This is a genomic window from Bradyrhizobium sp. 134, from assembly GCF_023074155.1.
Taxonomy (GTDB): domain Bacteria; phylum Pseudomonadota; class Alphaproteobacteria; order Rhizobiales; family Xanthobacteraceae; genus Bradyrhizobium.
The window spans coordinates 386,079-411,487 of the sequence record NZ_JADPKX010000046.1 but is presented as its reverse complement, the minus strand read 5'-3'; the positions used below and the strand labels follow the sequence as shown (position 1 = coordinate 411,487).

Below are 25,409 nucleotides of genomic sequence, written 5' to 3'. Positions count from 1 at the left end.
TGTCCGCTCAACCTTGGTTCGCTACTGTCTCGGCCTACTACCTTTAACCGACGATTTGCTTGGGATCGAACATATGAAGCAGTTCATTGCACCGTTCGTCGCCGCGATCGCTCTCGTCGTGCTACCCACGATTGCCGCGGCGGACTGTCCGAAAGGCTATGTGCCATGCGGCGAGAAAAATCAGTTGTGCTGCCCGGGAAAGTAACAAGCCGCAAATGGCTTTGGCTTGGTAGCGGAGTTTTTGTCGCGATAGCCCTCGTGATGGTCTCGGTCTACGCGGGATTCCCGCGCAAGAAGCAGACCATCACGGCCATCCTCTCCGAGACCGGATATTTCGAGGTGGTGCCGCCAAGCACGTTCGGCGGCCCCGGCACGATCAACACGATCGAGTATCTGAGCAATGGCCGGGTGGAGCTGCATCCGACTTGCGAGGTCGATCCGACGCTGCTCACCGGCAAGATTCAAAAATCGCGGACCGTCGACCGCGACCTGAAGCAGTCGCTCGAGAAAAAGCTCGACGTGTCGGCCCAGGTCAGGGACAAGCTGTCGGCCGTCGCCGGAATGCAGCAGGTCGAGACCGTCAACCTCAAGCTCGAGAACGCCAACATTCTGCTGATATCCGACGAGTCGCTGATCTCGGCCCGCAACGCCTTGCTGAAAGCCGAGTGTGAAGACGCGGTCACCCAGAACGTTTCGAGCGGCGGCGTCGTGTGCCAGACGCGGTCCGTGCTGGAGGCCGACGTCGTCTACGAGATCAAATATCACAACACTATTTCGATGGAGGAGCGGGCCAAACTGACATCCGAGATCGCGACGAAGCTCGATCTTGACGTCCATGAGGGGGCGAACGACAAGGTCTCCGGCTCTCAATTGTTTTTCGGCATCAGACTGTCGCCAAATCCGATCGTGATGCACTCTGCTTCGGGCGAGATCAAGCCCTGCACGAGGAGATAGGATCGGCGCCGCACCCCTGACGTGAACGCAACGCGCGTTCGCCGCGACCAATGGCGGTCGCCGCCGAAGCGCAGGGGAATCGGATGCTGAACGCCCAACAATTGATGTGGACCCAGATTGCCGCCGGCATCGCGGTGCTGCTGTTTGGATTGACGCTGTTCAACCTGATCCGCATGCGAGGCCGGATGGTCGCGGCGCGGAGTTGGGACAAGGTGGAGGGCATCATCACGGTCTCCCGGGTCGACCAGCCAACGGCGCACACCTCGGACGATCGGAACGACGCCAAGCCCATCATCCGCTACCGCTATCAGGCCGGCGGCCAGGAGCTGGAAGGCGACAAGGTCTTTGTCGGCGGCACCGTCATCACGACGAGGGTCCTGGCCGCAAAACTGACCGGACGTTATCCGGTCGGCGCCCATGTCGACGTCCACGTCGATCCGAAGCAACCGACCGAGGCGCTGCTGGAGCCCGCCGCCGCGCAGAACGTCGCGGCACTGGTGGCGTTCACAATGGTGTTCGGCATCATCGCCGCCACGCTGACCGCGCATTCGTTCGCAGGCCACGTGCTCTACGCCGACAAGGGCGTGCCGCTGTTCGCGTTCGCGGTGCCGATCATCGTGCTGGTGGGCGGGGTGTTCCTCGCCGCCGATTATGTCCGGACGCGCCGGCTGGCGAGCGCCAGCCTGCGCTGGCCGACCGCTGCCGGCAGGGTCACCCATTGCGACGTGATCGAGGAAATCGTCGAGGAGAAGACCGAGCACGACAATCGACCGACGACTTCAAAGCTCGTCCACCGCTATCAGGTCGACCTGCGCTACGCCTACAGGGTCGGCAAGCGCGACTTCATCGGCACCGAAGTCGATTGGAACGGCACCATGATCTCCGGGTTGCGCGAGGTCGCCGAAGAGGGCGCTGCGAAATACAGGCCCGGGAAGAGCGTCCAGGTCTATTACGATCCGGACCAGCCCGGTCAAGCCGTGCTGGAGCCTGCAAGCCGCGCAGGCGCGCTGGGGCCGCTGATCGGCGCCGCGGTCTGCGCGGTTGTCGGCGGCCTGTTCCTGACAATCCTGATCAAGGTCGGGTTCGCATAGCGGCGCTTCTCCCTTCGCCTCTCCCCGTAAGCGGGAGGGATTGAAAGAGCCTCACCCCTTCGGCGGTGACAGTGGCTGCACGATCTCCTGGAACGGCACCAGCGCCTCGCACGCGTCGGCATGCGCCGACAACGCCGGATAGCGCGAGGTCTCGAACAGAAGCGGGTGCGCCTCGCGGGTGAAGCGCACGACGCAGGCCACCGCGATGTCGGCATGGCCGATGCGGTCGCCCAGCCAGTATGGCGTGGTCACCTTGGCGCGCTCGGCCTCCAGCGCTTTCAGCACGTCCGCGATCTGCGCTTCGCAACGCTGCACCCACAGCGCAAGCTGCTCCTTCCGCAACACGCGCTCGTAGAGCAGGCTGACCGCCTTGTCGCCGAGACCGGAGGCGAGCGCGCAGATGCGCAAATGATGCCGGCGCTCGGCGCCGGAGCGCGGCAGCATCGCCTTCTCCGGCCCTACCAATTCGTCGAGATAATCGAGGATGACCGTGCTCTCGATCAGCGCCTCGCCGTCGTCGAGCACCAGCGTCGGCACGCGGCGCAGCGGATTATAGGGCGCGATCTTGTCGGCGTCGCCGAAGGTCGACCACGGCCTGTGCTCGAAGGCGAGGCCGTACAGCCGCAGCGCAATCGCGACGCGGCGGACAAAGGGGGAATCGTATTGGCCGATCAGGAACATGGTTTTGCGCTCTTCTCTGGCTTTTAGACGAGGCAGGGCCGATCAGTTTCCATGGCAAGGCCGCAGTAGCGCAAGCAAAATCATGGAAGTGGAGCATTGCGCCGGATGCAACGGCGCCGCGACAGCGTCTGCCGGATGCGCTATCAAGGACGGCATCATGACAGCAACAATGGACATCAATCGGGAGCGGATCGCGGCGACCGAGGCCGTCATCCGTCCGCACATACGGCGCACGCCGCTCGTTGAGGCCGATCTCACCGATTTTGGCCTGCCGGCTTCGCCCGTCATTTTCAAGCTCGAGCTGTTGCAGCATTCCGGATCGTTCAAGGCGCGGGGTGCCTTTGCCAATTTGCTGTTGCGCCGGCTGCCGGAGGCCGGTGTCGTCGCCGCATCGGGCGGCAATCACGGCGCGGCGGTGGCTTATGCGGCGCAGCGGCTCGGCGTTCCCGCCACGATTTTCGTGCCCGACATCACCTCGCCGGCCAAGGCCGAGCGGATCAGAGGATATGGCGCGCAGCTCGTGGTCGCGGGCAGCCGCTATGCCGACGCGCTCGCCGCGAGCGAAACCCATGTCGCGCAGACCGGCGCCATGGCCGTGCATGCTTACGACCAGCTCGAGACCTTGCTCGGTCAGGGCAGCGTCGGCATGGAGCTGGAGCAGGATGCACCGGGCATCGACACGGTGCTGGTTGCAGTCGGCGGCGGCGGCCTGATTGGTGGTATGGCGGCCTGGAGTGCCGGCAGGACGCGCATCGTCGCGGTCGAGCCGGAGCAATCGCCAACGCTTCACGCCGCCTTCGCGGCAGGCGCGCCGATCGATGCGCCCGCGGGCGGCATCGCCGCCGACAGTCTCGCCCCGCGACGTGTCGGACAATTGATGTTTCCGATTGCGCGGGCCCATGTCGAGCGAGTCGTCCTCGTCGCCGACGACGCGATCAGGCAGGCGCAGGCGGCCTTGTGGTCGAGCCTGCGCCTGGTGGCCGAGCCTGGTGGCGCGGCCGCCTTTGCCGCCTTGCTCTCCGGCCGCTATCGTCCCTCACCCGGCGAGCGGGTTGCGGTCCTGGTTTGCGGCGCCAACACCACGGCAGTCAATTTCAACGGCTAGCGAGCTTCGCATGATCGGGTATCGCGGACTCATTTTGACGTCGATCCTGCTGACGTCGATCCTGCTTGCCCTGGCCGGCCACGGCGCCCGCGCGCAGGACCGCCCGATCGGCTTCCAGACGCCGTCGAAAAACATCGCCTGCCAGTTCTTCACCGACAACGGACAAGGCGTGCTCCGCTGCGACATCATGAACCTGGAGACGCGGCCGCGCCGTCCGGCGGATTGCGAGCTGGAATGGGGCAACGCCTTCGAGATGAGCGCGAAAGGAGCCGCAGGCCGCATCTGCGCCGGAGACACCATCATGGACCCGTCACTGCCCGTGCTCGCCTATGGCGAGGTGTGGCAGCGCGCTGGGTTCACGTGTCGGTCGGAGCCGACGGGGCTGACGTGCTTCAACGCGATGCAGCGGGGGTTTTCGCTGGCACGGGTGAAGCAGGAGGTGTTTTGATCATGTAGCCCCCCATGGAGCGCAGCCGAATGCGGGGATACCGCCCCGGATTGCGCTGCGCTCCATCCGCTACGCTTCTGAGGCTGGATTGCTACGTCGCAAGGGCTCCTCGCAACGACGGTGGGGAGACAGCTGCGCACTATTCGATGATCGGCACATACCTCGCCGCCGTCCGCGGCACCGTTCCATCGAGGCGCGGGTCGTCGGCGATCTCGACCTGGCGGCGGAACGGGCGAAATCCTGACCGCTGGTAGAACGAAACGGCGGACGGATGGTCGAAGGTGCAGGTGTGCACCCAAACGCGGGACAGGTCGCGTGACCACGCGAGCTCAAGCGCGCGGTTCATCATAAAGCGGGCGGCACCACTGCCGATCAGTTTTGCGGTGACGCCGAAATACACGAGCTCGCATTGGCCGGCCTCGCGAAAGTTCAGCTCCAGCAGGCCTTCATCGTTGCCGTCCACGACAAGCGCATAGACCTCGACGCCCGGTGCATGGATGATTGCGGCGAGCTCGGCGTCGTTCATGCGCGCCCGCGAAAACCACAACCACTCCTCGCCGACGCGGCGATGGAGATCGCGATACCAATGAAGCGCGGGGGTATCGACCTTGCGCAGGGTCCATGCGCCAAGGGGATCGCCACGCAGCGGCGGACGCGCGGTCATCTCGAGATGCGTGACGACGGCAGCGATCTTGCCGGCGGGAATGTCGGAATAGCCGTCGGGGAGGATCATGGGATGCGTCCCTTTGAAGCTGAACGCCGGCCACACATTCGGGGTCGTCCTGGCTTTCGCCAGGACGACGGCGGAGTTTGTGGATACGCCTCACTCACCGCGGCGTCAGGGTGATCGCTTCCGCCGTCGCCGCCTCGACCGCAGCGCGGCTGTAGAGCAGGGGCACATACCGGCCGGTCGCCCACAGCGGCGCGAGGTCGCGATAATGGCCGCTGAAGGGATCGCCCGACTGGCCCGGCGTGTTGATGGTGCGGCTCGCATCCCAATTGCCGACGTCCAGCACCATGCGGAACGAGGCGCCGGCGAACAGCTGATAATCGGTGCGGCGATAGGTGGCCGCGCGCGGCACATTGGCGGCGCCGCCGTAGGCCAGCGGACCGACCGAGAGCTGAGCGGCTGTCGCCTTGTCGGCAAGCGGCATCAGCGCGTGGTCGAATTTCGCGACGTGCAGGCGGCCCCAGCGCCAGGTTGAGGAATCGGCCCCGAGCTTGGCCGCCACATCGGCCACCGCGGCGCCAAGGCTGTCGCGCAGGATCTGGTCGCGGGCGGCGGCGGGATCGGAGCCAAACGACGCGTCTGGAGATTCCAGGAAGGCGACAAGCGCCGAAATGCTGGACGCCTCGGGCGCGATCAGGTCGGCGGCCTTGGGCGCCGTGGTCTTCAACAGTACCGGTCCAAGATGATTGGCGATCCAGACCTCGAACAATGCGGCAGCGGCGCTGTCGGCGGCATCACGCGCATCCCACGGTTTGAGCAGTTCGAGGCCCTTTTTCACGTTAGCATCGTCCGAGGTGAGCGGCTGCAACAGCTTGACCAGCCGCCGCCCCAGCATCGTGGTGTCGTCGTTCTGCAGATCCATGGCGTCGGCCAGCGTCACCTTGCTGTTGGCCTGCAGCACCTCGGTGATGCGCTGCCAGCGCGCACTGTCCGCCCATTCGAAACCGACCTTGCGCTCGCTGACGGGATAATCCGCCGGCAGGTTCATCTGGTTGGCGGTGGCGAGAAAGCCCTGCTTGGGCTGATAGGCCTTGGGCAGTTCGTCGAGCGAGAGAAAACCCTGCCATTCGTAGCGGCCGTCGCCGGGCACCGGCATCAGGCCATCATAGTTAGCGCGCCGCGGCGTCTTGCCGGCGGCAACCCAGCCAATATTGCCCTTGGTGTCCGCATAGACCTGGTTCTCCGACGGCGCGCCCCAGCGCCGCATGGCCCCGAGGAATCCGTTCCAATCCTTCGCGGTCATGTAGTCGGAGGAGCCGAAATAGGCCGAGGTACCGGGCTCGAACCAGATCGAGCGGACGGCAAAGGCGCGCTTGTTGGCGTCGTCGACATAGATCACCGGACCATGCCGGGTGAATTTCAGCTCGAGGTCGCGATCGCCTTCGCCTTTCACCTGCTCCGTCTCGTGCACGATGCGCATGTCCTCCCAGCCGCTGCCATAGCGGTACTGGTTGGGATTCTGCGGATTGAGCTCGTAGACGTAGAGGTCTTCCTGGTCGACGTTGAAGATGGTGAGACCGAAGGCGATGGTGCCGTTGTGGCCGATCGAGATGCCGGGCAGCGCCGGCTCGCCCGCGCCGACCACGGAAAGGCCGGGCGCATTGAGGCCGACGACGTAACGCAGCGAAGGCACGCTGTGCTCGCGATGCGGATCGTTGGCGAGGATCGGCCGTCCCGTCGCGGTCCGCGACGCCGCGATCACCCAATTGTTGGAGCCGATGGTGTCGCGTTGCTGGTCGGCCTCGGTGAGGTACTTGTCCGGATCGTGCGCGAGCGCGGCCTGGCGATCTTTCGGCGCGGCAAAGGCGACCGGGCGCGTCGCGAGATCGTAAGGCGCCAGCACGGCCTTCGGCACGCTGCAGGGATCGAGACCATCTGGAATTTTCGTCGTCCATGCCGGCTCGAGCTTGACGCGAAACCGATCGGCATCGAGGCCGGCTGCGCAAGCGACCAACGAGCGCTTGACCTCGGAGGCGACATTGCGCGTCAGGCCGTGGCTGCGGATGCGGACGATGTCGTCCGCCGTCCACGGATCCGGCATGGTGCCGGCGATCCTGAACTCGATCGGTAACGGGCGCTTGCCCGCGCGCACATCGGCGACATAGGCGTTGACCCCGGCGACGAACGCCTCCGCATAGGTCTTCGCCTTGGGGCCGTAAGCCGCCCATTCCGCATTCATGTCGCCGCGATAAAGAAAGAGCCGTAGCGCCTTGTCCTGTTCGGCATAGGCCGGGCCGAAATCCTTGGCCAGCAGACCGAGTCCGCGCTTGCGCCAGAGATCGATCTGCCAGAGCCGATCGCGGGCGGCGTTGAAGCCTTGCAGGAAAAACAGGTCGTGCTCATTGGCGGCATAGATGTGGGGGATGCCCCAGACATCGACCAGAATCTGCGCGGGGGCATTGAGACCGGCGACGTCGGTCTTGACCTGCCGCGCGCTTCCGAGCGGGTCCGGCTTCTCACGCGCAATGGCGGTCGAGGTGAGCAGCGCGGCGCAGATCGCTGCGCCAAAAAGCTTCTGGATGACCCGGTTGAAATCCGTGTTCATTGTTGGTGCTCCCTTTGTTGCTGTTTCTTGTAGCCTGGATGGAGCGCAGCGCAATCCGGGAATCGTGCCATGCAGAACCCCGGATTTCGCTGCGCTCCATCCAGGCTACGAGATCCTCCTAGCCCTCGCCCTCGTCGCTCGCGAGCACGCCCTTCACCGCCCTCGCCCAGCCCGCCAGCTTCCGCTCCCTTGTCGCCTGGCTCATGTTCGGCTTGAAGCGGTGCTCGAGGCGCCAGTTGTCGGCGAATTTGGTCGGCTCGGGATAGACGCCGGCCTCAAGGCCGGCGAGATAGGCGGCGCCCAGCGCCGTCGTCTCCTGGATCACGGGGCGGTCGACCGGGGCGTCGAGCAGGTCGGCGAGGCGCTGCATGGTCCAGTCGGATGCGGTCATGCCGCCGTCGACGCGGAGCACGACGCTGGCGGTTTCCGAGCTCGGCCAGTCCGCGCGCATTGCGGCCCAAAGGTCGAACGTCTGGTAGCAGACGCTTTCGAGCGCGGCGTGGGCGAGCTCGGCCGGGCCGGTATTGCGGGTGAGGCCGAACAGCGCGCCGCGCACGCGTGGATTCCAGTAGGGCGCGCCCATGCCGACGAAGGCCGGCACCAGATACACGCTCTGCATGGAGTCCGACTGATCAGCAAGAGGTCCGGTCTCGGCGGCGTGCTTGATGATGCCGAGGCCGTCGCGCAGCCACTGTACCGCGCTGCCCGCGACGAAGATCGAACCTTCGAGCGCGTAGGTGCGTTTGCCACCGAGTTGGTAGGCGATGGTGGTGAGCAGCTTGTTCTTCGAGGCCACGGGCATCGTGCCGGTGTTGAGCAGGGCGAAGCAGCCGGTGCCGTAGGTGGACTTCATCATGCCCGGGCGGAAGCAGGCCTGGCCGATGGTGGCGGCCTGCTGGTCGCCGGCAATGCCGGAGATCGCAATCGCGCCGCCGAACAGGTCCGGCGTGCTCTCGCCGAAACGGGCGGAGGAATCCTTCACCTCGGGCAGCATTGAGCGCGGCACGCCGACGATCTCCAAGAGCTCGTCGTCCCACTCGCCGGTGTGGATGTTGAACAGCAGCGTGCGCGAGGCGTTGGTGGCATCGGTGGCGTGCACCTTGCCGCCGGTGAGGCGCCACAGCAGATAGCAATCGACGGTGCCGAACATCAATTCGCCGCGCGCGGCGCGCGCCCGCGCGCCGGGGACGTGGTCGAGAATCCAGGCGACCTTGGTGCCGGAGAAATAGGGATCAATGATCAGGCCGGTCTTCTGCGAGATCACCGGCTCGCGGCCGTCGGCTTTCAGTCTCGCGCAGATGTCGGCGGTGCGGCGGTCCTGCCAGACGATGGCGCGGTGCACGGCCTGCCCGGTGGCGCGGTCCCACACCACGGTGGTCTCGCGCTGGTTGGTGATCCCGATCGCGGCGATGTCCTTTGCGCTGATGCCGGCCTGCGCGATCGCGTCGCGGCAGACCGTCACGGTCGAGGTCCAGATGTCCTCGGGCTCGTGCTCGACCCAGCCCGAGGCGGGGAAATGCTGCGGAAACTCGGCCTGCGCCTTCGCCGCAATGGAAATGTCGCCGCGAAACACGATCGCGCGCGAGGAGGTGGTGCCCTGGTCGATGGCAAGGACGAAAGACATGGAAGCACCCTTGGGGTTTGCTGGTCGTTTTCTTCGCGTTGTCCCGGGAGGGATCATTGTGTCGCGCCAAAGGGAGCGGATTAGGGCGGGAAGGTCAAGAAGGGCTCAGCTGTCGTCCCGGCGAAGGCCGGGACCCATACCGCGTGATCCATCGATTGCGCACGATGCCGATCCAGCACGACCAGACTTCGTCAAACCACTCCCTGTGGTTATGGGTCCCGGCCTTCGCCGGGACGACGAGCTGAGAGACCTACGCCGCCGCCGTGGTCACGCCGCCGTCGATGACGATGGTCTGTCCGGTCATGAAGCTCGACGCGTCGGAGGCGAGGTAGGCCACTGCGCCCGCGATTTCGTCGGGTTCGCCGATGCGGCGAAGAGGCGTGGTGGCGGTGCGGCGTTTCAGATTCGCTTCGTCTTCCCACAGCGCGCGGGCGAAGTCGGTCTTGATCAGGCCGGGCGCGATGCAGTTGACGCGAACGCCTTTCGGGCCCCATTCGCCGGCGAGCGAACGACACAGCGCGAAGTCGGCGGCCTTGGAGATGCCGTAGGCGCCGATCACGGTCGAACCGCGCAGGCCGCCGATCGAGGAGATGATGACGACGGAGCCGTTGCCACGCTCGGCCATCTGCGGGATCGCCAGCGCAGAGAGCCAGATGTTGCTCTTGACGTTGCTGCCCATGATCTTGTCGAAGGCCTCGTCGGTGATGTCGAGCAGCGGGCCGTAATACGGGTTGACCGCGGCATTGCAGACGAGGATGTCGATCTTGCCGTAGTGCTTGGTCGCACCCGCGATCAGCGCCTCGACCTCTTGCTTGCGCGCGATATTGCAGGGGATGACGGTGGCGTCACCTCCAGCCGCCTTGATGCCGTCGGCGACCTCCTGGCACGCGTCGGCCTTGCGCGAGGAGACCACCACTTTGGCGCCGAGCTTTGCCAGCAACTCTGCGGATGAGCGGCCGATGCCGCGGCTGGAGCCGGTGACCACGGCGACCTTGCCGGTAAGATCGAACGGGGTGTTTTTCATTGTTGTTGGGCTCCGTTGATTCCGTTGACTGCGTCATTGCGAGCGAAGCGAAGCAATCCAGGATCTTTCGGCGGAGAAAGTCGGGATTGCTTCGTCGCTACGCTCCTCGCAATGACGGCGGTGGCGCTTAGATCAACCCGCCACCGTCCGCCACGCGGCGCTGGTGATAGTCGGTGTCGCCAAAGCTGTTCTCGATCATGGTCAGGCGCTTGAAATAGTGGCCGATCTTCGCCTCCATGGTCATGCCGATGCCGCCGTGGAGCTGGATCGCCTGCTGTCCGACGAACTTCAGCGACTTGCCGATCTGCACCTTGGCCGCGGCAACGGCGTTGCTGCGCTCCTTGGCGTCCTCGAAATCAGCAGCCATGGTCGCGAACATCGACATCGATCGCGCCTGCTCGGCGGCGACGAACATGTCGGAGGCGCGGTGCTGGAGGCTCTGGAACGAACCGATCGCGACACCGAACTGCTTGCGCGTCTTGATGTACTCGACTGTTGTCTTCAGAGACTCGTCCATCAGGCCGACCGCTTCGGCGCAGAGCGCGATGCGGGCTTCGTCGACCACACGCTCGATCAGCGCGAGCGAATCGTCGGGATTGCCGAGCACGGCATCGGCACCGATCTCGACGCCGGTGAAGGTGATGTCGGCGGCGTGCAGACCGTCCTGGGTCGGGTACGATTTCTTGGCGACGCCCTTCGCGTCGGCCGGCACCAGGAACACGCCGATGCCGCTCTTGTCGCGCCGCTCGCCCTTGGTGCGCGCGGTCACGATCAGGGTATCTGCGTTCTCGCCGTTGAGCACGACGAACTTCTCGCCGTCGATAACCCAGCCATCGCCCTTCTTCTTCGCCGTCGTGGAGACGTCGAAGAGATCGTAGCGCGAGTTCTTCTCGAGCTGGGCAAAGGCGAGCGTCTTGCTGCCGTCGACGATGCCGGGCACATGCGCGGCCTTTTGCGCATCGCTGCCCGCATGGCGCAGGAAGCCGCCGCCGATCACGACGGTTGCGAGATAAGGCTCGAGCACCAGCGCCTTGCCGAGCGCTTCCATCACGATCATGGTCTCGACGCCGCCGCCGCCGAAGCCGCCATCGGCCTCCGCGAAGGGCAGACCGAGCAGGCCCTGCTCGGCGAGCTTGCCCCAGACGGTCCGGCTCCAGCCGCCCTTCTCCTTCATGTACTTCTTGCGGCTCTCGAAATCGTAGGAATCGGTCAAGAGGCCGTCGATGCTTTCCTTGAGAAGCCGTTGCTCCTCGTTCAGATCAAAATCCATATTCTTTGCTCTCCGGTATCGATGTCGTCATGCCCAGTCTTGTGCCGGGCATCCACGTTCTTTCGTGGCGCTAGGCGTGGATGGCCGGGTCAAGCCCGGCCATGACGGTGAGTGCGCGTTAATAGTGTACGATCACAGCCCCAGCACCGCCTTGGCGATGATGTTGCGCTGGATTTCGTTGGAGCCGCCGTAGATCGAGACCTTGCGGTTGTTGAAGTAGCTCGGCGCGATCTGGGCGGTCCAGTCCATGGCTTCGTTCGAGCCGTCGTCGCCGTGCACGTCGTAGGGCGCGGCGAACGGGCCGATCACTTCCATCAGCAGTTCGGTGGTGGTCTGCTGGATCTCGGAGCCCTTGATCTTCAGCACCGAGGACGCCGGATTGGGCTTGCCCTTGCCGTGCTTGCCTTCGTCGGCGACGACGCGGAGCTGCGTCAGCTCGAGCGCCTTGAGCTCGATCTCGCAGGCCGCGAGCTTGTCACGGAAGGCCGCGTCCTGGATGATCGGCTTGCCGCCGGATTCGACCTTACCGGCGAGATCGCGGATGCGGCGGAGCCGCTCCTTGGAGACCCCGACCCGCGCGATGCCGGTGCGCTCATTGCCGAGCAGGAATTTCGCGTAATCCCAGCCCTTGTTCTCCTCGCCGATCAGGTTCTCGTAGGGTACTTCGACGTCGTCGAAGAAGACCTCGTTGACCTCGGCGCCGCCGTCGATGGTCTGGATCGGGCGCACGGTGACGCCCTTCGACTTCATCGAGAACACGATGAAGGAGATGCCCATCTGCTTCTTGGCGGACGGGTCGGTGCGGCAGAGACAGAAGATCATGTCGGCGTGCTGGGCCAGCGTCGTCCAGGTCTTCTGGCCGTTGATGATCCACTTGTCGCCCTTGCGCTCGGCCTTGGTCTTCAGCGAGGCGAGGTCGGAGCCGGAGCCAGGCTCGGAGAAACCCTGGCACCACCAATCGTCGACATTGGCGATGCGCGGCAGGTACTGCTTCTTCTGTTCCTCATTGCCGAAGGTGTAGATCACGGGGCCCACCATGCTGACGCCGAAGGCGAGCGGCTGCGGCGCCGGATAGGACTGCAGCTCCTCGTTGAAGATATAATGCTGCACGGAGGTCCAACCGGTGCCGCCATATTGCTTGGGCCAGTGGCTGACGCCCCAGCCCTTCTTGTTGAGGATGCGCCACCACGTCACCATCTCGTCCTTCGAGAGGTGGCGGCCCTCGACCAGCTTGCGCCGCGTATCCGGCGGCACGTTGTCGCGGAAGAATGACCGCACTTCCTCGCGAAACGCCTGCTCTTCCTTCGTGAATGCGAGATCCATCGGATCCTCCTATGAATGTGTCGTCCCGGCGAAGGCCGGGACCCATAACCACCGGCCTTCGTTGTCCTGCGAAGGCCATTGTTGTTCGTGCGCCAAACTCCTGCTGCGGAGTATGGGTCCCGGCTTTCGCCGGGACGACGGCTACTGGACCAGAACTACTGCAACACCTCAAAAAGCCCCGCCGCGCCCATGCCGCCGCCGACGCACATGGTGACGACCGCATATTTCGCCTTGCGCCGGCGGCCTTCGATCAGAGCGTGGCCGGTGAGGCGCGCGCCCGACATGCCGTAGGGATGGCCCACCGCGATCGCGCCGCCGTCGACGTTGATCTTGTCGGGGTCGATGCCGAGCTTGTCGCGGCAATACAGCACCTGCACCGCGAAGGCTTCGTTGAGCTCCCACAGGCCGATGTCGTCGACGGTGAGGCCATGACGCTTGAGCAGGCGCGGCACCGCGAACACCGGGCCGATGCCCATCTCGTCGGGCTCGCAGCCGGCGGAGACGAAGCCGCGGAAGATGCCGAGCGGGTTCAGCCCGCGCTTCGACGCTTCCTTGTCGCTCATGATCACGCTCGCGCTGGCGCCGTCCGAAAGCTGGCTGGCATTGCCGGCGGTCACCGAAAAGCCTTCACCGCGCACGGCCTTGAGGCCGGCGAGGCCTTCCGCGGTGGTCTCGGGGCGCGGGCCCTCGTCCTGCGAGAGCGTGATGTCCTTGAACGAGACTGCACCGGTTGCCTTGTCGGTCACCGCCATCTTTGTGGTGATCGGCGCGAGCTCATCCTTGAACTTGCCGCCTTGCTGGGCCGCGGCCGTGCGGCGCTGGCTCTCCAGCGAATATTCGTCCTGCTTCTCCCGGGAGATGCCGTAGCGTTTGGCCACGATTTCGGCGGTGTCGATCATGGGCATGTAGACCTCGCCCTTGATCTCGAGCAGCGCCGGGTCTTGCGCATGGAAGCCGTTCATCTTGTCGTTCTGCACCAGCGAGATGGACTCGCCGCCGCCGCCGACCGCGATCTCCACACCATCAAAAATCACCGAACGTGCGGCGAGCGCGATCGCCTGCAGTCCCGAGGCGCATTGCCGGTCGATGGTGGTGCCGGCGACCGTGACGGGGAGACCGGCACGGAGCAGCGCCTTGCGCGCGATGTTGCCGCCGGTCGCGCCCTGCTGGAGCGCTGCGCCCATCACGACGTCCTCGATCTCCTTGGGGTCGACCTTGGCGCGCGCGACGGCCGCGCCGATGGCGTGGCCAAGCAGGGTTGCGCCCTCGGTAGCGTTGAGGGCGCCGCGATAAGCCTTGCCGATCGGGGTGCGGGCGGTGGAAACGATGACGGCGTCGGTCAAGAGCGATCTCCTGATGCAAGTCGGGTGGCAAGTTGGGCGGATTGTGATGGTTTCTGCTGCTGGCGCAACTCATGGCGCGACAGCTTTCCGACCGGCGTGCGCGGCAGATCGTCGACGAATTCGACCTCCGCCGGCAATTCGTGCCTGCCGAGCTTGCCGGCGAGCTGCGCGCGCAGCTCGTCGAGCGAGAACGACTTTGCGCCGGGCCTGAGCTTGATGAAGGCCTTTGCGGCCTCGCCGCGATACGAGTCGGGAATGCCGAGCACGATCACCTCGTGCACGCCTGGTATGGTGTAGATCGCCTGCTCGATCATTTGCGGATAAACGTTGAAGCCGCCGGAGATGATCATGTCCTTCTTGCGGTCGACCAGGAAGAAATAGCCGTCGCTATCGACATAGCCGATGTCGCCGGTGACGAAGCGGCCGTCGACGAAGGCCTCCGCGGATCCCTCGGGCTTGTTCCAGTAGCCCCTGGTGACGTTCGGGCCCTTGATGCGGATCTCGCCGACTTCGCCCGGCGGCAATACGCGTGTCGGATCGTCCAGGGAAACGACGTCGAGCTCGATGCCGGGCAGCATCAGGCCGATCGAGCCGGGCTTATCGGGACCTGTAGGCGGATGGCCGGTGCCGGGCGAGCAGGTCTCGGTCATGCCCCAGCCGCTGCGGAGCTTCTTGCCGACTTTGCGCTCGAAGAAACTCGCGATCTCCACCGGCAGCGGCGCGCCCCCGGAGCCGATTGTCGCCAGCGAGGAAAAATCGCGCTTGTCGAGATCGGGAAGGGCCGCGATCGCGATCCACATCGTCGGCACGCCGGGAAAGTAGGTTGCGCGCTTGATTTCGATGTCGCGCATCACCGCTTCGACGTCAAAACGCTGATGCAGCGAGATCAGATTGCCGCGCCTGAGCGAGAACAGCAGCACGACTGTGAGCGCATAGATGTGGAACAGCGGCAGCACGCAGATCACGCGCTCGACGACGTCGCCACGCGTCGCGCGCGACGGCTTGCCCCAGACGTCGTAGATCGACACGGCCGAGGTGAGATTGCCGTGGGTCAGCATCGCGCCTTTGGGCAAGCCGGTGGTGCCACCGGTATATTGCAGCAGCGCGACGTCGTCGGCGCTCACTTGCGGCCACTCTGCCGGCGCGGTGGCGCCCTCGACAAAGGCCTTGAAGGTGACGATGCGGGGATCGCTGGGGATCGCAGCCTGCGGCGTGCCGACCTTACCCCAATTATTGTCCTCGCAGACCACCAGGCGGTCGATCAGGCCCTTCTCCAGGAATTTCAGCGCGGTCGGCAGCAGCGCCGCGAGGTTGGACGTGACGAGCAGGCGCGAACCGGAATCGGTGACCTTGTGCGTCAGCGCGATCTCGCCGTCGAGCGGTGAGAGATGCGCGACCCGGGCGCCGGCTTTCAGCGCGCCGAAGAAATTGACGGGATGGTCCGGCGTATTGCCGAGGAACAGCGCGACCGAACTGTTCTTGCCATAGCCGGCGCGCAGGAAGGCGGCGGCTGCGCGCTCGGCCATCGCGGCGAGCTCGGTGTAGCTGATCGGACGATCGCGAAACTCGAGCGCGGTGCGCGCACCGTAGTCAGCGGCGGCTTTCGACAGCAGGTCAGGGAGCGTGCCCTGGACGATGGCGTCGTCCCAACGCACGCCCTCGGGATAAAACTGTTCGCCGGGATGGGTCATTGAAGGCCGTTACTTTGCAAACGTGAGGCGGGCACGGACAGACGGGCTCCCTTCCCCCTTGTGGGGATGGGTTGGGGAAGGGGGTGGCCACAAACGCCTGCGCCCGGGGCTACCCCCCTCCCTGACCCTCCCCCACAAGGGGGAGGGAACGGAGAGGGCGTTGCCCGGGGCGAGACATCACAGCCACCCCAATCCAATCACGCCGCTTTCGAGCCCGCCGCGAGCGACGCGAAGGTCTTGCCTTCGACCGCGAGCTTCTTCAGCAGTGGCGCGGGCTCGAGGCTCGGATCGTTGGTCTCCTTGGCATAGAAGGAGAGACGATCGGCGATGTGCTTGAGGCCGACGGTGTCGGCCCAGAACATCGGGCCGCCGCGGTAGATCGGCCAGCCATAGCCATAGAGCCAGACCACGTCGATGTCGGACGGGCGCGCGGCGATACCTTCCTCCAGGATCTTTGCGCCCTCGTTGATCATCGGATACATCATGCGCTCGAGGATCTCGTCGTCACTGACGACGCGCTTCTTGCGGCCCATGCGCAGCAGCGTCTCATCGATCAGCTTCTCGACTTCGGGATCCGGCAGCGCCGAACGGGAGCCGGCTTCGTATTTGTAATAGCCCTTGCCGGTCTTCTGGCCGAAGCGCCCGGCTTCGCAGAGCGCGTCCGCGATCTCCGACTTGATGCCGCGGTCCTTGCGCGAGCGCCAGCCGATGTCGAGGCCGGCGAGGTCGCCCATCGCGAACGGCCCCATCGGCATGCCGAACTTCGTCACGACGGCGTCGACCTGCTGCGGAAGCGCGCCTTCGAACAGCAGCTTCTCGGACTGCTTGCCGCGCTGGGCCAGCATGCGGTTGCCGACAAAGCCGTCGCAGACGCCGACCACGGCCGGCACCTTTGCGATTTTGCGCGCGATCGAGACCGCGGTCACAAGGGCATCCGGCGCGGTCTTGTCGGCGCGCACGATCTCGCACAATTTCATGACGTTGGCGGGCGAGAAGAAGTGCATGCCGAGCACGTCCTGCGGCCGCTTGGTCGACTTCGCGATCTCGTCGATGTTCAGGTACGAGGTGTTGGAGGCGAGCACGGCGCCAGGCTTGACGTACTGGTCGAGCTTGCCGAACACTTCCTTCTTCACCGCCATGGTCTCGAACACGGCTTCGATGACAAGGTCAGCATCACCGACGTTCTCGATGCCGACGACGCCGTTGATCAGCGCCATGCGCTTGGCGGGTGCATCCGCCGGGATGCCGCCGCGCGCCGCGGTCGCTTCCCAGTTCTTCTGCATGATGCCCATGCCGCGCTTGAGCTGCTCCTCGCCGGTCTCGATCAGGGTGACGGGAACGCCGGCATTGGCAAAGGACATCGCGATGCCGCCGCCCATCGTGCCGGCGCCGAGGATGGCGACGCGGTTCACGGGCCGCGGCTTGGTCCCCTCAGGAACGCCGGCGATCTTGCTGGCCTCGCGCTCGGCGAAGAAGGCATAACGCTGCGCCTTGGACTGATCGCTGGCGACGAGCTTCAGGAAACCTTCGCGCTCCTTCTTGAGGCCTTCGTCGAACGGCAGGTCGATGGCGTAGCCGACGGCGTCAGCCGCCGCGAACGGAGCTTCCAGACCGCGCGACTTCTTGGTCATGGCGGCGACCGCGTTGGTGAAGATCGAGCGATCGACCTTGGCCGCCGCGATCTTGGAGTCGTCGTCACGCAGACGGCGCAGCGGACGCTTTTCAGCCAGCAGCTTTCGTACGAAGGCTTCACCTCCGGCGGCCGGGCCCTCGACGATCTCCTCGATAAGGCCGTTCTTCAGAGCTTCCGCCGCACCGATCGGATCACCGCCGACGATCATCTTGACCGCGAGCTCCGGTCCGACTGCGCGCGGCAGGCGCTGGGTGCCGCCGGCGCCCGGCAGCAGGCCGAGCTTCACCTCGGGCAGGCCGAGCTTGGCTTCCTTCACCGCGACGCGGAAATGACAGGCGAGCGCGACCTCGAGGCCGCCACCGAGCGCGGTGCCGTGGATCGCGGCCACGACCGGCTTCGGTGAATTCTCGATCTCGGAAAGCACGTCGTTAAGGGCGGGCGGCTTCGGCGGCTTGCCGAATTCGGTGATGTCAGCGCCCGCAATGAAGGTGCGGCCGGCGCAGGTCAGCACGATGCCCTTGATGGCGGGATCGGCGATTGCGGCCTTGATGCACTCCAGAATTCCGCCGCGAACCGCGGCGCTCAGCGCGTTGACCGGAGGGCTGTCGACCGTGACGATCCCGACTTCGTCATGACGCTCAAGCTTGACCACTTCGCTCACGGTGTCCCTCCTTGGTGGGGTAACTTTTGTTCAATTTCGCACTGCGGAATTTAATTCCGCATCTTGACGGCAGGGTTATTTTGAAGCACGTGGCTTGTCAACGACTCCGCGCAAGAAGCAGATCTGGGATGAAGCGTACAGGAAAGAAGACCGCGACCGATCGGAATTTCGTCGTCGCGCTTTCCCGCGGACTAGACGTATTGCGCGCATTCCAGCCCAGCGACGGACTTCTTGGCAATCAGGAAATCGCGGCCCGTACCAACTTGCCCAAGCCGACCGTTTCGCGGCTGACCTATACCTTGACCAAGCTCGGCTATTTGACGCCGGTTCCCCGCTTCGAGAAATATCAGCTTGCGCCGGCCGCGATGGCGCTCGGCTACGCCGCCTTGTCCAATCTCGGCGTTCGGCATTTGTCCGAACCGTTCCGCGAGGAAATGATGCGCGCGACCGGCGGAGCCGTTGCCGTCGGCGGCCGCGACCGTCACAGCATGATCTATTTCGGGCAAAGCCGCGGCAGCGAGACGGTCGGCGTTCAACTTGACGTCGGCTCCCGCGTGCCGATTGCAACCAGCGCGATGGGCCGCGCCTATTTCTGGGCGCTCGAGGAGAACGATCGGGCGGAACTGTCTCGTGTCTTGCGCGAACATTACGGCAGCCGCTGGCCCAAGATGCGCGACGGGCTGGAACGTTCCGGCGAGACGGTCGCGAAATACGGATTTGCGATTTCGGTCGGCGACTGGCACGACGACATCGGCGCCGCCGGCGTCGCACTCAGGCTCAACGACGGAACCGGCCCCTACGCATTCAATTGCGGCGCGCCAGCATTCCGCTTCACGGAAGAGCGTTTGATCAACGACATTGGACCGCGTCTGCTTGCGATGGTAAGGAACATCGAAGCGGCACTTGGGGGTCTGATGCCGCATTCCAAAAAAGACGTCAGCAAAAAGCTGAAATCAGGAGGGAAAGTTGCGCGTGTGGCCGAGGGGATCAGATAGCCTTTGTTGTCATCGAGAGCGGTTCACATCGCTCCGTCGCTCACCGAACAGAGTGGGCGAGACGAGATGACGCAGGCACAGCTCGCGCAGGGGACATCGCCCCTGCTCGCGGTTCGCGACGTCAGCGTCGTGTTCGGCGGCATCGTCGCGCTCAACGGTGTGTCCTTTGACATGCACAAGGGCCAGATCCTCGGCTTGATCGGCCCTAACGGCGCCGGCAAGACCACGCTCTTCAACTGCCTCTCGCGGCTGTACCAGCCGTCGTCCGGCGACATTCTGATGGAGGGCGCGAGCATCCTGACGCGCCCGCCGCACCGGATCGCGGAGATCGGCATCGGCCGCACCTTCCAGAACGTGGCGCTGTTTCCGAATTTGTCGGTGATGGACAATGTCCGCGTCGGCACCCATGCCCGCACCTCCAGCGACATCATCAGCGACTCGCTGCGGCTGGCCTGGGTTCGCCGCAGCGAGAGCGACGTCAACAAGAAGGTGCACGAGATCCTCGCCTATCTCGACCTCGAGGATGTCGCCCACACCGTCGTGTCGGGCCTGCCGTTCGGCACGCAGAAGCGCGTCGAGCTGGCGCGCGCGCTCGCTGCCGATCCGAAGATCCTGCTGCTCGACGAGCCCGCCGGCGGCCTTAACCACGAGGAAGTCTACGTGCTCGGCGACCTCATCCGCCGCATCCGCGACGAACGCCACATGACCGTGCTGCTGGTCGAGCATCACATGGGCCTCGTGATGTCGATCGCCGACCACGTCGTCGCGCTGAATTTCGGCAAGAAGCTCGCGGAAGGCACGCCGGCCCAGGTGCAGGCGGATCCCGACGTCATCAAGGCCTATCTCGGGAGCAAGGACCAATGACGACACTGCTCAACGTCAAGGACCTGCGCGCCTATTACGGCCAGGTCCAGGCGCTCCACGGCCTCTCCTTCTCGCTCAGCGAGGGATCGCTGACCACGCTGCTCGGGGCCAACGGCGCCGGCAAGACCACCACGCTGCGCGCGATCTGCAACATGGTGCGCTCGACCGGCGGCATCGAGTTCGACGGCAAGCCGCTGAACAACCGCTCCACCGAAAGCATCGTACGGTTCGGCATCGCCCATGTGCCGCAGGGCCGCGGCACCTTCACCACCATGACGGTGGAGGAAAACCTCCAGCTCGGCGCAATCACCCGCAAGGACAGCGCCGGCATCGTCTCCGACATCGAGCGCATGTATGCGCATTTCCCGGTGCTCAAGCAGCGGCATACCCAGCAGGCCGGCACGCTCTCGGGCGGCGAGCAGCAGATGCTCGCGGTCGCCCGCGCGCTGATGCTGCGGCCGCGGCTGATGCTGCTGGACGAGCCTTCGTTCGGCCTGGCGCCGCTGGTGGTGCGCGACCTGTTCGGCATCCTCGGCAAGATCAATCGCGAGGACAAGGTGTCGATCCTGGTGGTCGAGCAGAACGCCCAGCTCGCGCTCGAGCTCGCCGACCAGGCCTATGTGATCGAGACCGGACGCATCGTGATGTCGGGCAACGCCAAGGACATCGCGAACAACGAAGAAATCCGCAAATCCTATCTGGGTTACTGAGGAGCCGGCACGATGGAGCTGTTCACCAACCAAGTGCTGGCCGGCATCGCCACGGGCGCCATCTACGCCTGCATGGCGCTCGCCGTGGTCATGATCTACCAGGCGATCGACCATCTCAACTTCGCGCAGGGCGAGATGGCGATGTTCTCGACCTTCATCTCCTGGCAGCTGATGCAATGGGGCATTCCCTATTGGGCCGCCTTCGTGATCACGCTGGCATTGTCCTTCGTCGGCGGCATCGCGATCGAGCGCATCCTGTTCAAGCCGCTCGCCAAGGCGCCGGTGCTGACCAACGTCGCCGGCTTCATCGCGCTATTCGCGATCATCAACTCCTCGGCCGGCCTGATCTGGGACTTCACCATCAAGCAGTATCCGACCCCGTTCGGCTCCTCGCCGTTCCTCGGCAGCCAGCTGATTTCGACCCACCAGGCCGGCATGATCGGCGTGACTGTGCTGCTGCTGCTCGGCCTCTACTTCTTCTTCCAGTACACCAAGATCGGCCTCGCCATGCGCGCGGCCGCCTCCGTACCTGAATCGGCACGGCTGGTCGGCATCAACACGAGCTGGATGATCGCGCTGGGCTGGGGCATGGCGTCCGCGATCGGTGCGATCGCCGGCATGCTGATCGCACCGGTCGTGTTCCTCGAGCCCAACATGATGGGCGGCGTGCTGATCTACGGCTTCGCCGCGGCGGTGCTCGGCGGACTGACGAGCCCGTTCGGCGCCGTGGTCGGCGGCTTCCTGGTCGGTGTCTTCGAAAACCTCGCCGGCACCTACATTCCCGGCGTCGGCAACGAGTTGAAGCTCCCGATCGCGCTCGCGCTGATCATTTCCGTCCTGGTCGTCAAACCCGCTGGCCTGTTCGGCCGGCAAATCGTCAAGCGAGTTTGATCATGAGCGCTGCAGAAGACGTCGTCACGGAAGCCCCGGCCGTCGAGGCGGTTCCGAAGCGGGCGATGACGCTGGGCACGGGCACCTCCCTGTTAGTGCTGGCGGTGCTGTTGATCGTGCCGGTGTTCGTCAAGAACTTCATCATCTTCCAGATGACGATGCTCCTGATCTACGGGCTCGCGGTGCTGGCCTTGAACATCCTGACGGGCGGCTCCGGCCAGTTCTCGCTCGGCCAGAGCGCCTTCTACGCCGTGGGCGCTTATACGTCGGCGGTGCTGATGGAGTACTTCAACGTAAACTATGCGCTGACAATTCCGATTTCCGCGGCGGTCTGCTTCGCCTTCGGCTACCTGTTCGGCAAGCCGGCGCTGCGGCTATCGGGCGTCTATCTCGCGCTCGCGACCTTTGCGCTTGCCACCGCGATGCCGCAGCTGCTGAAGCTAAACTTCCTCGAGCACTGGACGGGCGGCGTGCAGGGCCTCGTCGTCACCAAGCCCGACGCGCCGTTCGGGCTGCCGATGTCGCAGGACACCTGGCTCTACTACTTCTCGCTCGCCGTCGTGCTCGCGATCTACATCTTCTCGGTAAACCTGCTGCGCTCCCGCTCGGGCCGTGCCTTCATGGCGATCCGCGACAACGAGATCGCTGCCTCCTCGATGGGCGTCAACGTCGCACTGTACAAGACGCTGGCCTTCGGCGTGTCCGCCGGCATCACCGGCGTTGCCGGCTCGCTTGGCGCTATCGCCGTGCAGTTCGTCGCGCCCGACAGCTACACGATCACGCTGGCGATCTCGCTGTTCCTCGGCATGGTCGTCGGTGGCGTCGGCTGGCTGCCCGGCTCGTTCGTCGGCGCAGCTTTCATCATCTTCGTGCCGAACATGGCGGAGGGCATCTCCAAGGGCCTATCCGGCGCCGTATTCGGCGTACTCCTGTTCGCCGTCATCTACCTCGTGCCGCACGGCGCGAGGCAGATCGCGATCATGGGCCAGCAACTCGTCGGCCGGCTCAGAAAGAACTGACAACCCGTTGATTAAGCTAAGGAGACCCGAATTGTTTTTTGAAAGAACACTGCGAACCGCTGCGCTGGTGACGGCAACGGCGGTCATCACTCTCAGCTCCGGCGCCGCATTCGCCCAGAAAAAATACGACACCGGTGCGTCCGATACCGAGATCAAGATCGGCAACATCATGCCGTATAGCGGTCCGGCGTCGGCCTATGGCATCATCGGCAAGACCGAAGAGGCCTATTTCAAGATGATCAACGACAAGGGCGGCATCAACGGCCGCAAGATCAACTTCGTCACCTATGACGACGGCTATTCGCCGCCGAAGGCCGTCGAGCAGGTCCGTAAGCTGGTCGAGAGCGACGAAGTGATCGTCGTGTTCAACCCGCTCGGCACACCTTCGAACAGCGCGATCCAGAAGTATTTGAACGCCAAGAAGATCCCGCAGCTGTTCGTCGCCACGGGCGCCACCAAGTGGAACGACCCGAAGAACTTCCCCTGGACCATGGGCTGGCAGCCCTCCTACCAGAGCGAAGCGCAGATCTACGCGAAATGGCTGTTGAAGGAGAAGCCGGACGCCAAGATCGCGATCCTTTATCAGAACGACGATTTCGGCAAAGACTACCTCAAGGGCACCAAGGACGGCCTAGGCGCCAAGGGCGCGTCCATGATCATCATGGAAGAGAGCTACGAGGTGTCGGAGCCCTCGATCGACGGTCACATCGTCAAGATCAAGGCGGCCAATCCCGACGTCCTGCTGATCTACGCGACACCGAAGTTCGCGGCCCAGACCATCAAGAAGACCGCCGAGCTGAGCTGGAAGCCGCTGCAGATCCTCACCAACGTGTCGATCTCGGTCGGCAGCGTGATGAAGCCGGCCGGCTTCGAGTCCTCGCAGGGCGTGTTGTCGGCAGCCTATGCCAAGGACTCCACGGACCCGCAGTGGGCCAACGACCCCGGCATGAAGAAGTGGAACGAGTTCGTCGACAAGTACATGCCGGGTGCCGACAAGTCCGACACCAGCATGGTCTACGGCTACGGCGCGGCGTCGACGCTGACCAAGGTCCTGGAAATGTGCGGCGACGATCTGACCCGGGCCAACATCATGAAGCAGGCGGCCTCGTTGAAGGATTTTGCACCGGACACCCTGCTGCCCGGCGTCAAGATCAACACCGGCCCCACCGACTTCGCCCCGATCGCACAGCTCCAGATGCAGCGCTTCAAGGGCGAGAAGTGGGAACTCTTCGGCGAGATCATCAGCGGCGACATCGCCACCGAGTGACACTCTGACGCTATAGTCCGACACGTCGAGAAGCCCCCGCGAACGATCGCGGGGGCTTTTTGTTGACGTCGCGCATCAATCTTGTTCAATGCGGCGACGATCCGTTCCGGGTGGAGAAAGATGGCTGCCGTTCGATTTCAGGTTGCGGGCGTTCTGGCCGCATTCGCGTTGTGCACTGCGATGAGCGGCCCGGCCCTGGCGCAAAAGAAATACGACAGCGGCGCTTCCGATACCGAGATCAAGATCGGCAACATTATGCCCTATAGCGGCCCGGCCTCCGCCTATGCGGCGATCGGCAAGGCCGAGGAAGCCTATTTCAACAAGATCAATGCCGAGGGCGGCATCGGCGGCCGCAAGATCAAGTTCATCTCCTACGACGACGGCTATTCGCCGCCGAAGACGGTGGAGCAGGCCCGCAAGCTGGTCGAGAGCGACGGGGTGCTGCTGATCTTCGGCTCGCTCGGCACCTCCACCAACGGCGCCATTCGCAAATACATGAACGAGAAGAAGGTGCCGCAATTGTTCGTGGCGAGCGGCGCTTCGAAGTGGAACGATCCGAAGCAATATCCCTGGACCATGGGCTGGCAGCCGAGCTACGCCAGCGAGGCGCGCATCTACGCCAAGTACATCATGAAGGAGAAGCCGGACGGCAAGATCGGCGTGCTCTATCAGAACGACGATTTCGGCAAGGACTATCTGAAAGGACTGAAGGACGGCCTTGGGCCCAAGGCCTCGATGATCGTGCTGGAAGACAGCTACGACACTTCGGAGCCGGCAATCGACGAGCACGTCGTGAAATTGAAGGCCTCCGGCGCCGACATCTTCGTCAGCATCACCACTCCGAAATTTGCCGCACAGGCTATCAAGAAGGCGGCCGAGATCAACTGGCATCCGGTCCACATCATCTCCAACGTCTCGGCCTCGGTCGGCGGCGTGCTCGAGCCGGCGGGGCTCGAGATCTCGCAAGGGATCCTGTCGGCGAGCTACACCAAGGACGGGTCCGACCCGCAATGGAATGCCGACGACGGCATGAAGAAGTTCTACAACTTCCTCGCCAAATACGATCCCAAGGCCAACAAGCTCGATGCCGGCGTGGTGTTCGGCTACGCCGCAGCCCAAACCATGGTGAAGGTGCTGCAGATGTGCGGCGACGATCTCACCCGCGACAACGTCATGAAGCAGGCGGCTTCCTTGAAGGATTTCGAGCCCGACACCCTGTTGCCCGGCATCAAGATCAACACCGCAGCCGATAATTTCGCCCCGATCGAGCAGCTCCAGATGATGCGATTCAAGGGCCGGAAATGGGAGCTGTTCGGGGACGTCATCTCGAGCGAACTCGGCCACTGAAGCTGCGCAACTCAAACTCGCTCCTGACCGGCTCGTCAACTCAGACGGACGCACCTTCTCGCACTCGCACACGCGCGCGCGCCTGTGCCTGACTACTAAAGAAGCAGCCCCCGCAACCCCGCCGCAGGGGCTTTCTGTTGTAGGCATCAGGTAAATCGTATTGAATTGCGGCCGCGTCACCAAGAACAGGCAA

The 25,409-nt window shown here is 64.3% G+C and carries 22 protein-coding genes; 12 read left to right on the top strand and 10 right to left on the bottom strand.

Features of this window, described 5'->3' with window-relative positions; translation table 11 throughout:
* Positions 1-73 precede the first annotated feature (73 nt).
* From IVA75_RS40170 to IVA75_RS19315, 3 genes are all read left to right on the top strand, one after another.
* The gene (locus IVA75_RS40170) at positions 74-205 is read left to right on the top strand and encodes a hypothetical protein (protein WP_256379063.1); all 132 of its coding nucleotides are present in this window, start codon (positions 74-76) and stop codon (positions 203-205) included.
* A gap of 56 nt (positions 206-261) precedes the next feature.
* Entirely contained in the window at positions 262-954 is a 693-nt protein-coding gene (locus IVA75_RS19320) for a hypothetical protein (RefSeq protein ID WP_245287899.1), read from the top strand.
* A gap of 83 nt (positions 955-1,037) precedes the next feature.
* The gene (locus tag IVA75_RS19315) at positions 1,038-2,045 is read left to right on the top strand and encodes a DUF3592 domain-containing protein (RefSeq protein WP_247283575.1); all 1,008 of its coding nucleotides are present in this window, start codon (positions 1,038-1,040) and stop codon (positions 2,043-2,045) included.
* Positions 2,046-2,096: 51 nt separating this feature from the next.
* On the opposite strand, the gene IVA75_RS19310 is transcribed toward IVA75_RS19315, so the two are convergent.
* Entirely contained in the window at positions 2,097-2,726 is a 630-nt protein-coding gene (locus tag IVA75_RS19310; protein WP_247283565.1) for a glutathione S-transferase family protein, read from the bottom strand.
* 157 nt (positions 2,727-2,883) lie between these two features.
* Here IVA75_RS19310 and IVA75_RS19305 point away from each other — a divergent pair, with 157 nt between their 5' ends.
* Positions 2,884-3,831 (top strand): threonine/serine dehydratase, encoded by a 948-nt coding sequence (locus IVA75_RS19305; protein ID WP_051462987.1) that lies wholly within the window; start codon positions 2,884-2,886, stop codon positions 3,829-3,831.
* 10 nt (positions 3,832-3,841) lie between these two features.
* Positions 3,842-4,279, top strand: a complete 438-nt coding sequence (locus IVA75_RS19300) for a DUF6636 domain-containing protein (protein WP_247283563.1) — start codon at positions 3,842-3,844, stop codon at positions 4,277-4,279.
* A 139-nt stretch (positions 4,280-4,418) separates the two neighbouring features.
* Here IVA75_RS19300 and IVA75_RS19295 read toward each other — a convergent pair whose 3' ends face one another.
* From IVA75_RS19295 to IVA75_RS19255, 9 genes are all read right to left on the bottom strand, one after another.
* Positions 4,419-5,012, bottom strand: a complete 594-nt coding sequence (locus IVA75_RS19295) for a GNAT family N-acetyltransferase (protein ID WP_247283559.1) — start codon at positions 5,010-5,012, stop codon at positions 4,419-4,421.
* Between the two features lie 94 nt (positions 5,013-5,106).
* Positions 5,107-7,554 (bottom strand): penicillin acylase family protein, encoded by a 2,448-nt coding sequence (locus IVA75_RS19290; RefSeq protein WP_247283558.1) that lies wholly within the window; start codon positions 7,552-7,554, stop codon positions 5,107-5,109.
* Between the two features lie 118 nt (positions 7,555-7,672).
* A complete protein-coding gene (gene glpK / locus IVA75_RS19285; protein WP_247283548.1) occupies positions 7,673-9,178 on the bottom strand; it encodes a glycerol kinase GlpK in 1,506 nt (501 codons plus the stop codon).
* Between the two features lie 250 nt (positions 9,179-9,428).
* Positions 9,429-10,202 carry a glucose 1-dehydrogenase gene (locus tag IVA75_RS19280; RefSeq protein WP_027570173.1) on the bottom strand — a complete coding sequence of 258 codons (774 nt, stop codon included), beginning with the start codon at positions 10,200-10,202 and terminating at the stop codon, positions 9,429-9,431.
* Between the two features lie 127 nt (positions 10,203-10,329).
* The gene (gene pimD / locus IVA75_RS19275) at positions 10,330-11,472 is read right to left on the bottom strand and encodes a pimeloyl-CoA dehydrogenase small subunit (protein ID WP_247283537.1); all 1,143 of its coding nucleotides are present in this window, start codon (positions 11,470-11,472) and stop codon (positions 10,330-10,332) included.
* Positions 11,473-11,604: 132 nt separating this feature from the next.
* Positions 11,605-12,795: a pimeloyl-CoA dehydrogenase large subunit gene (pimC, locus tag IVA75_RS19270; protein WP_027570171.1), complete on the bottom strand. Its 1,191-nt coding sequence runs from the start codon at positions 12,793-12,795 to the stop codon at positions 11,605-11,607.
* Positions 12,796-12,950: 155 nt separating this feature from the next.
* Positions 12,951-14,138, bottom strand: coding sequence for an acetyl-CoA C-acyltransferase (locus tag IVA75_RS19265; protein ID WP_247283534.1), 1,188 nt, complete (start codon positions 14,136-14,138; stop codon positions 12,951-12,953).
* Positions 14,135-15,829, bottom strand: a complete 1,695-nt coding sequence (gene pimA, locus IVA75_RS19260; protein WP_247283532.1) for a dicarboxylate--CoA ligase PimA — start codon at positions 15,827-15,829, stop codon at positions 14,135-14,137. Before pimA ends, IVA75_RS19265 begins: the two co-directional genes overlap by 4 nt.
* 197 nt (positions 15,830-16,026) lie before the next feature.
* Positions 16,027-18,123 (bottom strand): 3-hydroxyacyl-CoA dehydrogenase NAD-binding domain-containing protein, encoded by a 2,097-nt coding sequence (locus tag IVA75_RS19255; protein WP_247283530.1) that lies wholly within the window; start codon positions 18,121-18,123, stop codon positions 16,027-16,029.
* 128 nt (positions 18,124-18,251) lie between these two features.
* Between IVA75_RS19255 and IVA75_RS19250 the strand changes: the two genes are divergently transcribed.
* The 7 genes from IVA75_RS19250 to IVA75_RS19220 all read left to right on the top strand — a co-directional run bounded on the left by IVA75_RS19250 (position 18,252) and on the right by IVA75_RS19220 (position 25,216).
* A complete protein-coding gene (locus tag IVA75_RS19250) occupies positions 18,252-19,118 on the top strand; it encodes an IclR family transcriptional regulator (RefSeq protein WP_007599713.1) in 867 nt (288 codons plus the stop codon).
* Between the two features lie 66 nt (positions 19,119-19,184).
* Positions 19,185-19,982: an ABC transporter ATP-binding protein gene (locus IVA75_RS19245; protein WP_007599710.1), complete on the top strand. Its 798-nt coding sequence runs from the start codon at positions 19,185-19,187 to the stop codon at positions 19,980-19,982.
* Positions 19,979-20,692, top strand: coding sequence for an ABC transporter ATP-binding protein (locus IVA75_RS19240; protein WP_007599709.1), 714 nt, complete (start codon positions 19,979-19,981; stop codon positions 20,690-20,692). Before IVA75_RS19245 ends, IVA75_RS19240 begins: the two co-directional genes overlap by 4 nt.
* 12 nt (positions 20,693-20,704) lie before the next feature.
* On the top strand, positions 20,705-21,583 hold the full coding sequence (locus IVA75_RS19235) for a branched-chain amino acid ABC transporter permease (RefSeq protein ID WP_007599708.1): 879 nt from the start codon (positions 20,705-20,707) through the stop codon (positions 21,581-21,583).
* A gap of 2 nt (positions 21,584-21,585) precedes the next feature.
* Positions 21,586-22,602, top strand: coding sequence for a branched-chain amino acid ABC transporter permease (locus IVA75_RS19230; protein WP_026233593.1), 1,017 nt, complete (start codon positions 21,586-21,588; stop codon positions 22,600-22,602).
* A 31-nt stretch (positions 22,603-22,633) separates the two neighbouring features.
* Entirely contained in the window at positions 22,634-23,869 is a 1,236-nt protein-coding gene (locus IVA75_RS19225; protein ID WP_247283528.1) for an ABC transporter substrate-binding protein, read from the top strand.
* 120 nt (positions 23,870-23,989) lie between these two features.
* Complete coding sequence (locus IVA75_RS19220; RefSeq protein ID WP_247283526.1) at positions 23,990-25,216, top strand: ABC transporter substrate-binding protein; 1,227 nt, start codon at positions 23,990-23,992, stop codon at positions 25,214-25,216.
* Positions 25,217-25,409 lie beyond the last annotated feature (193 nt).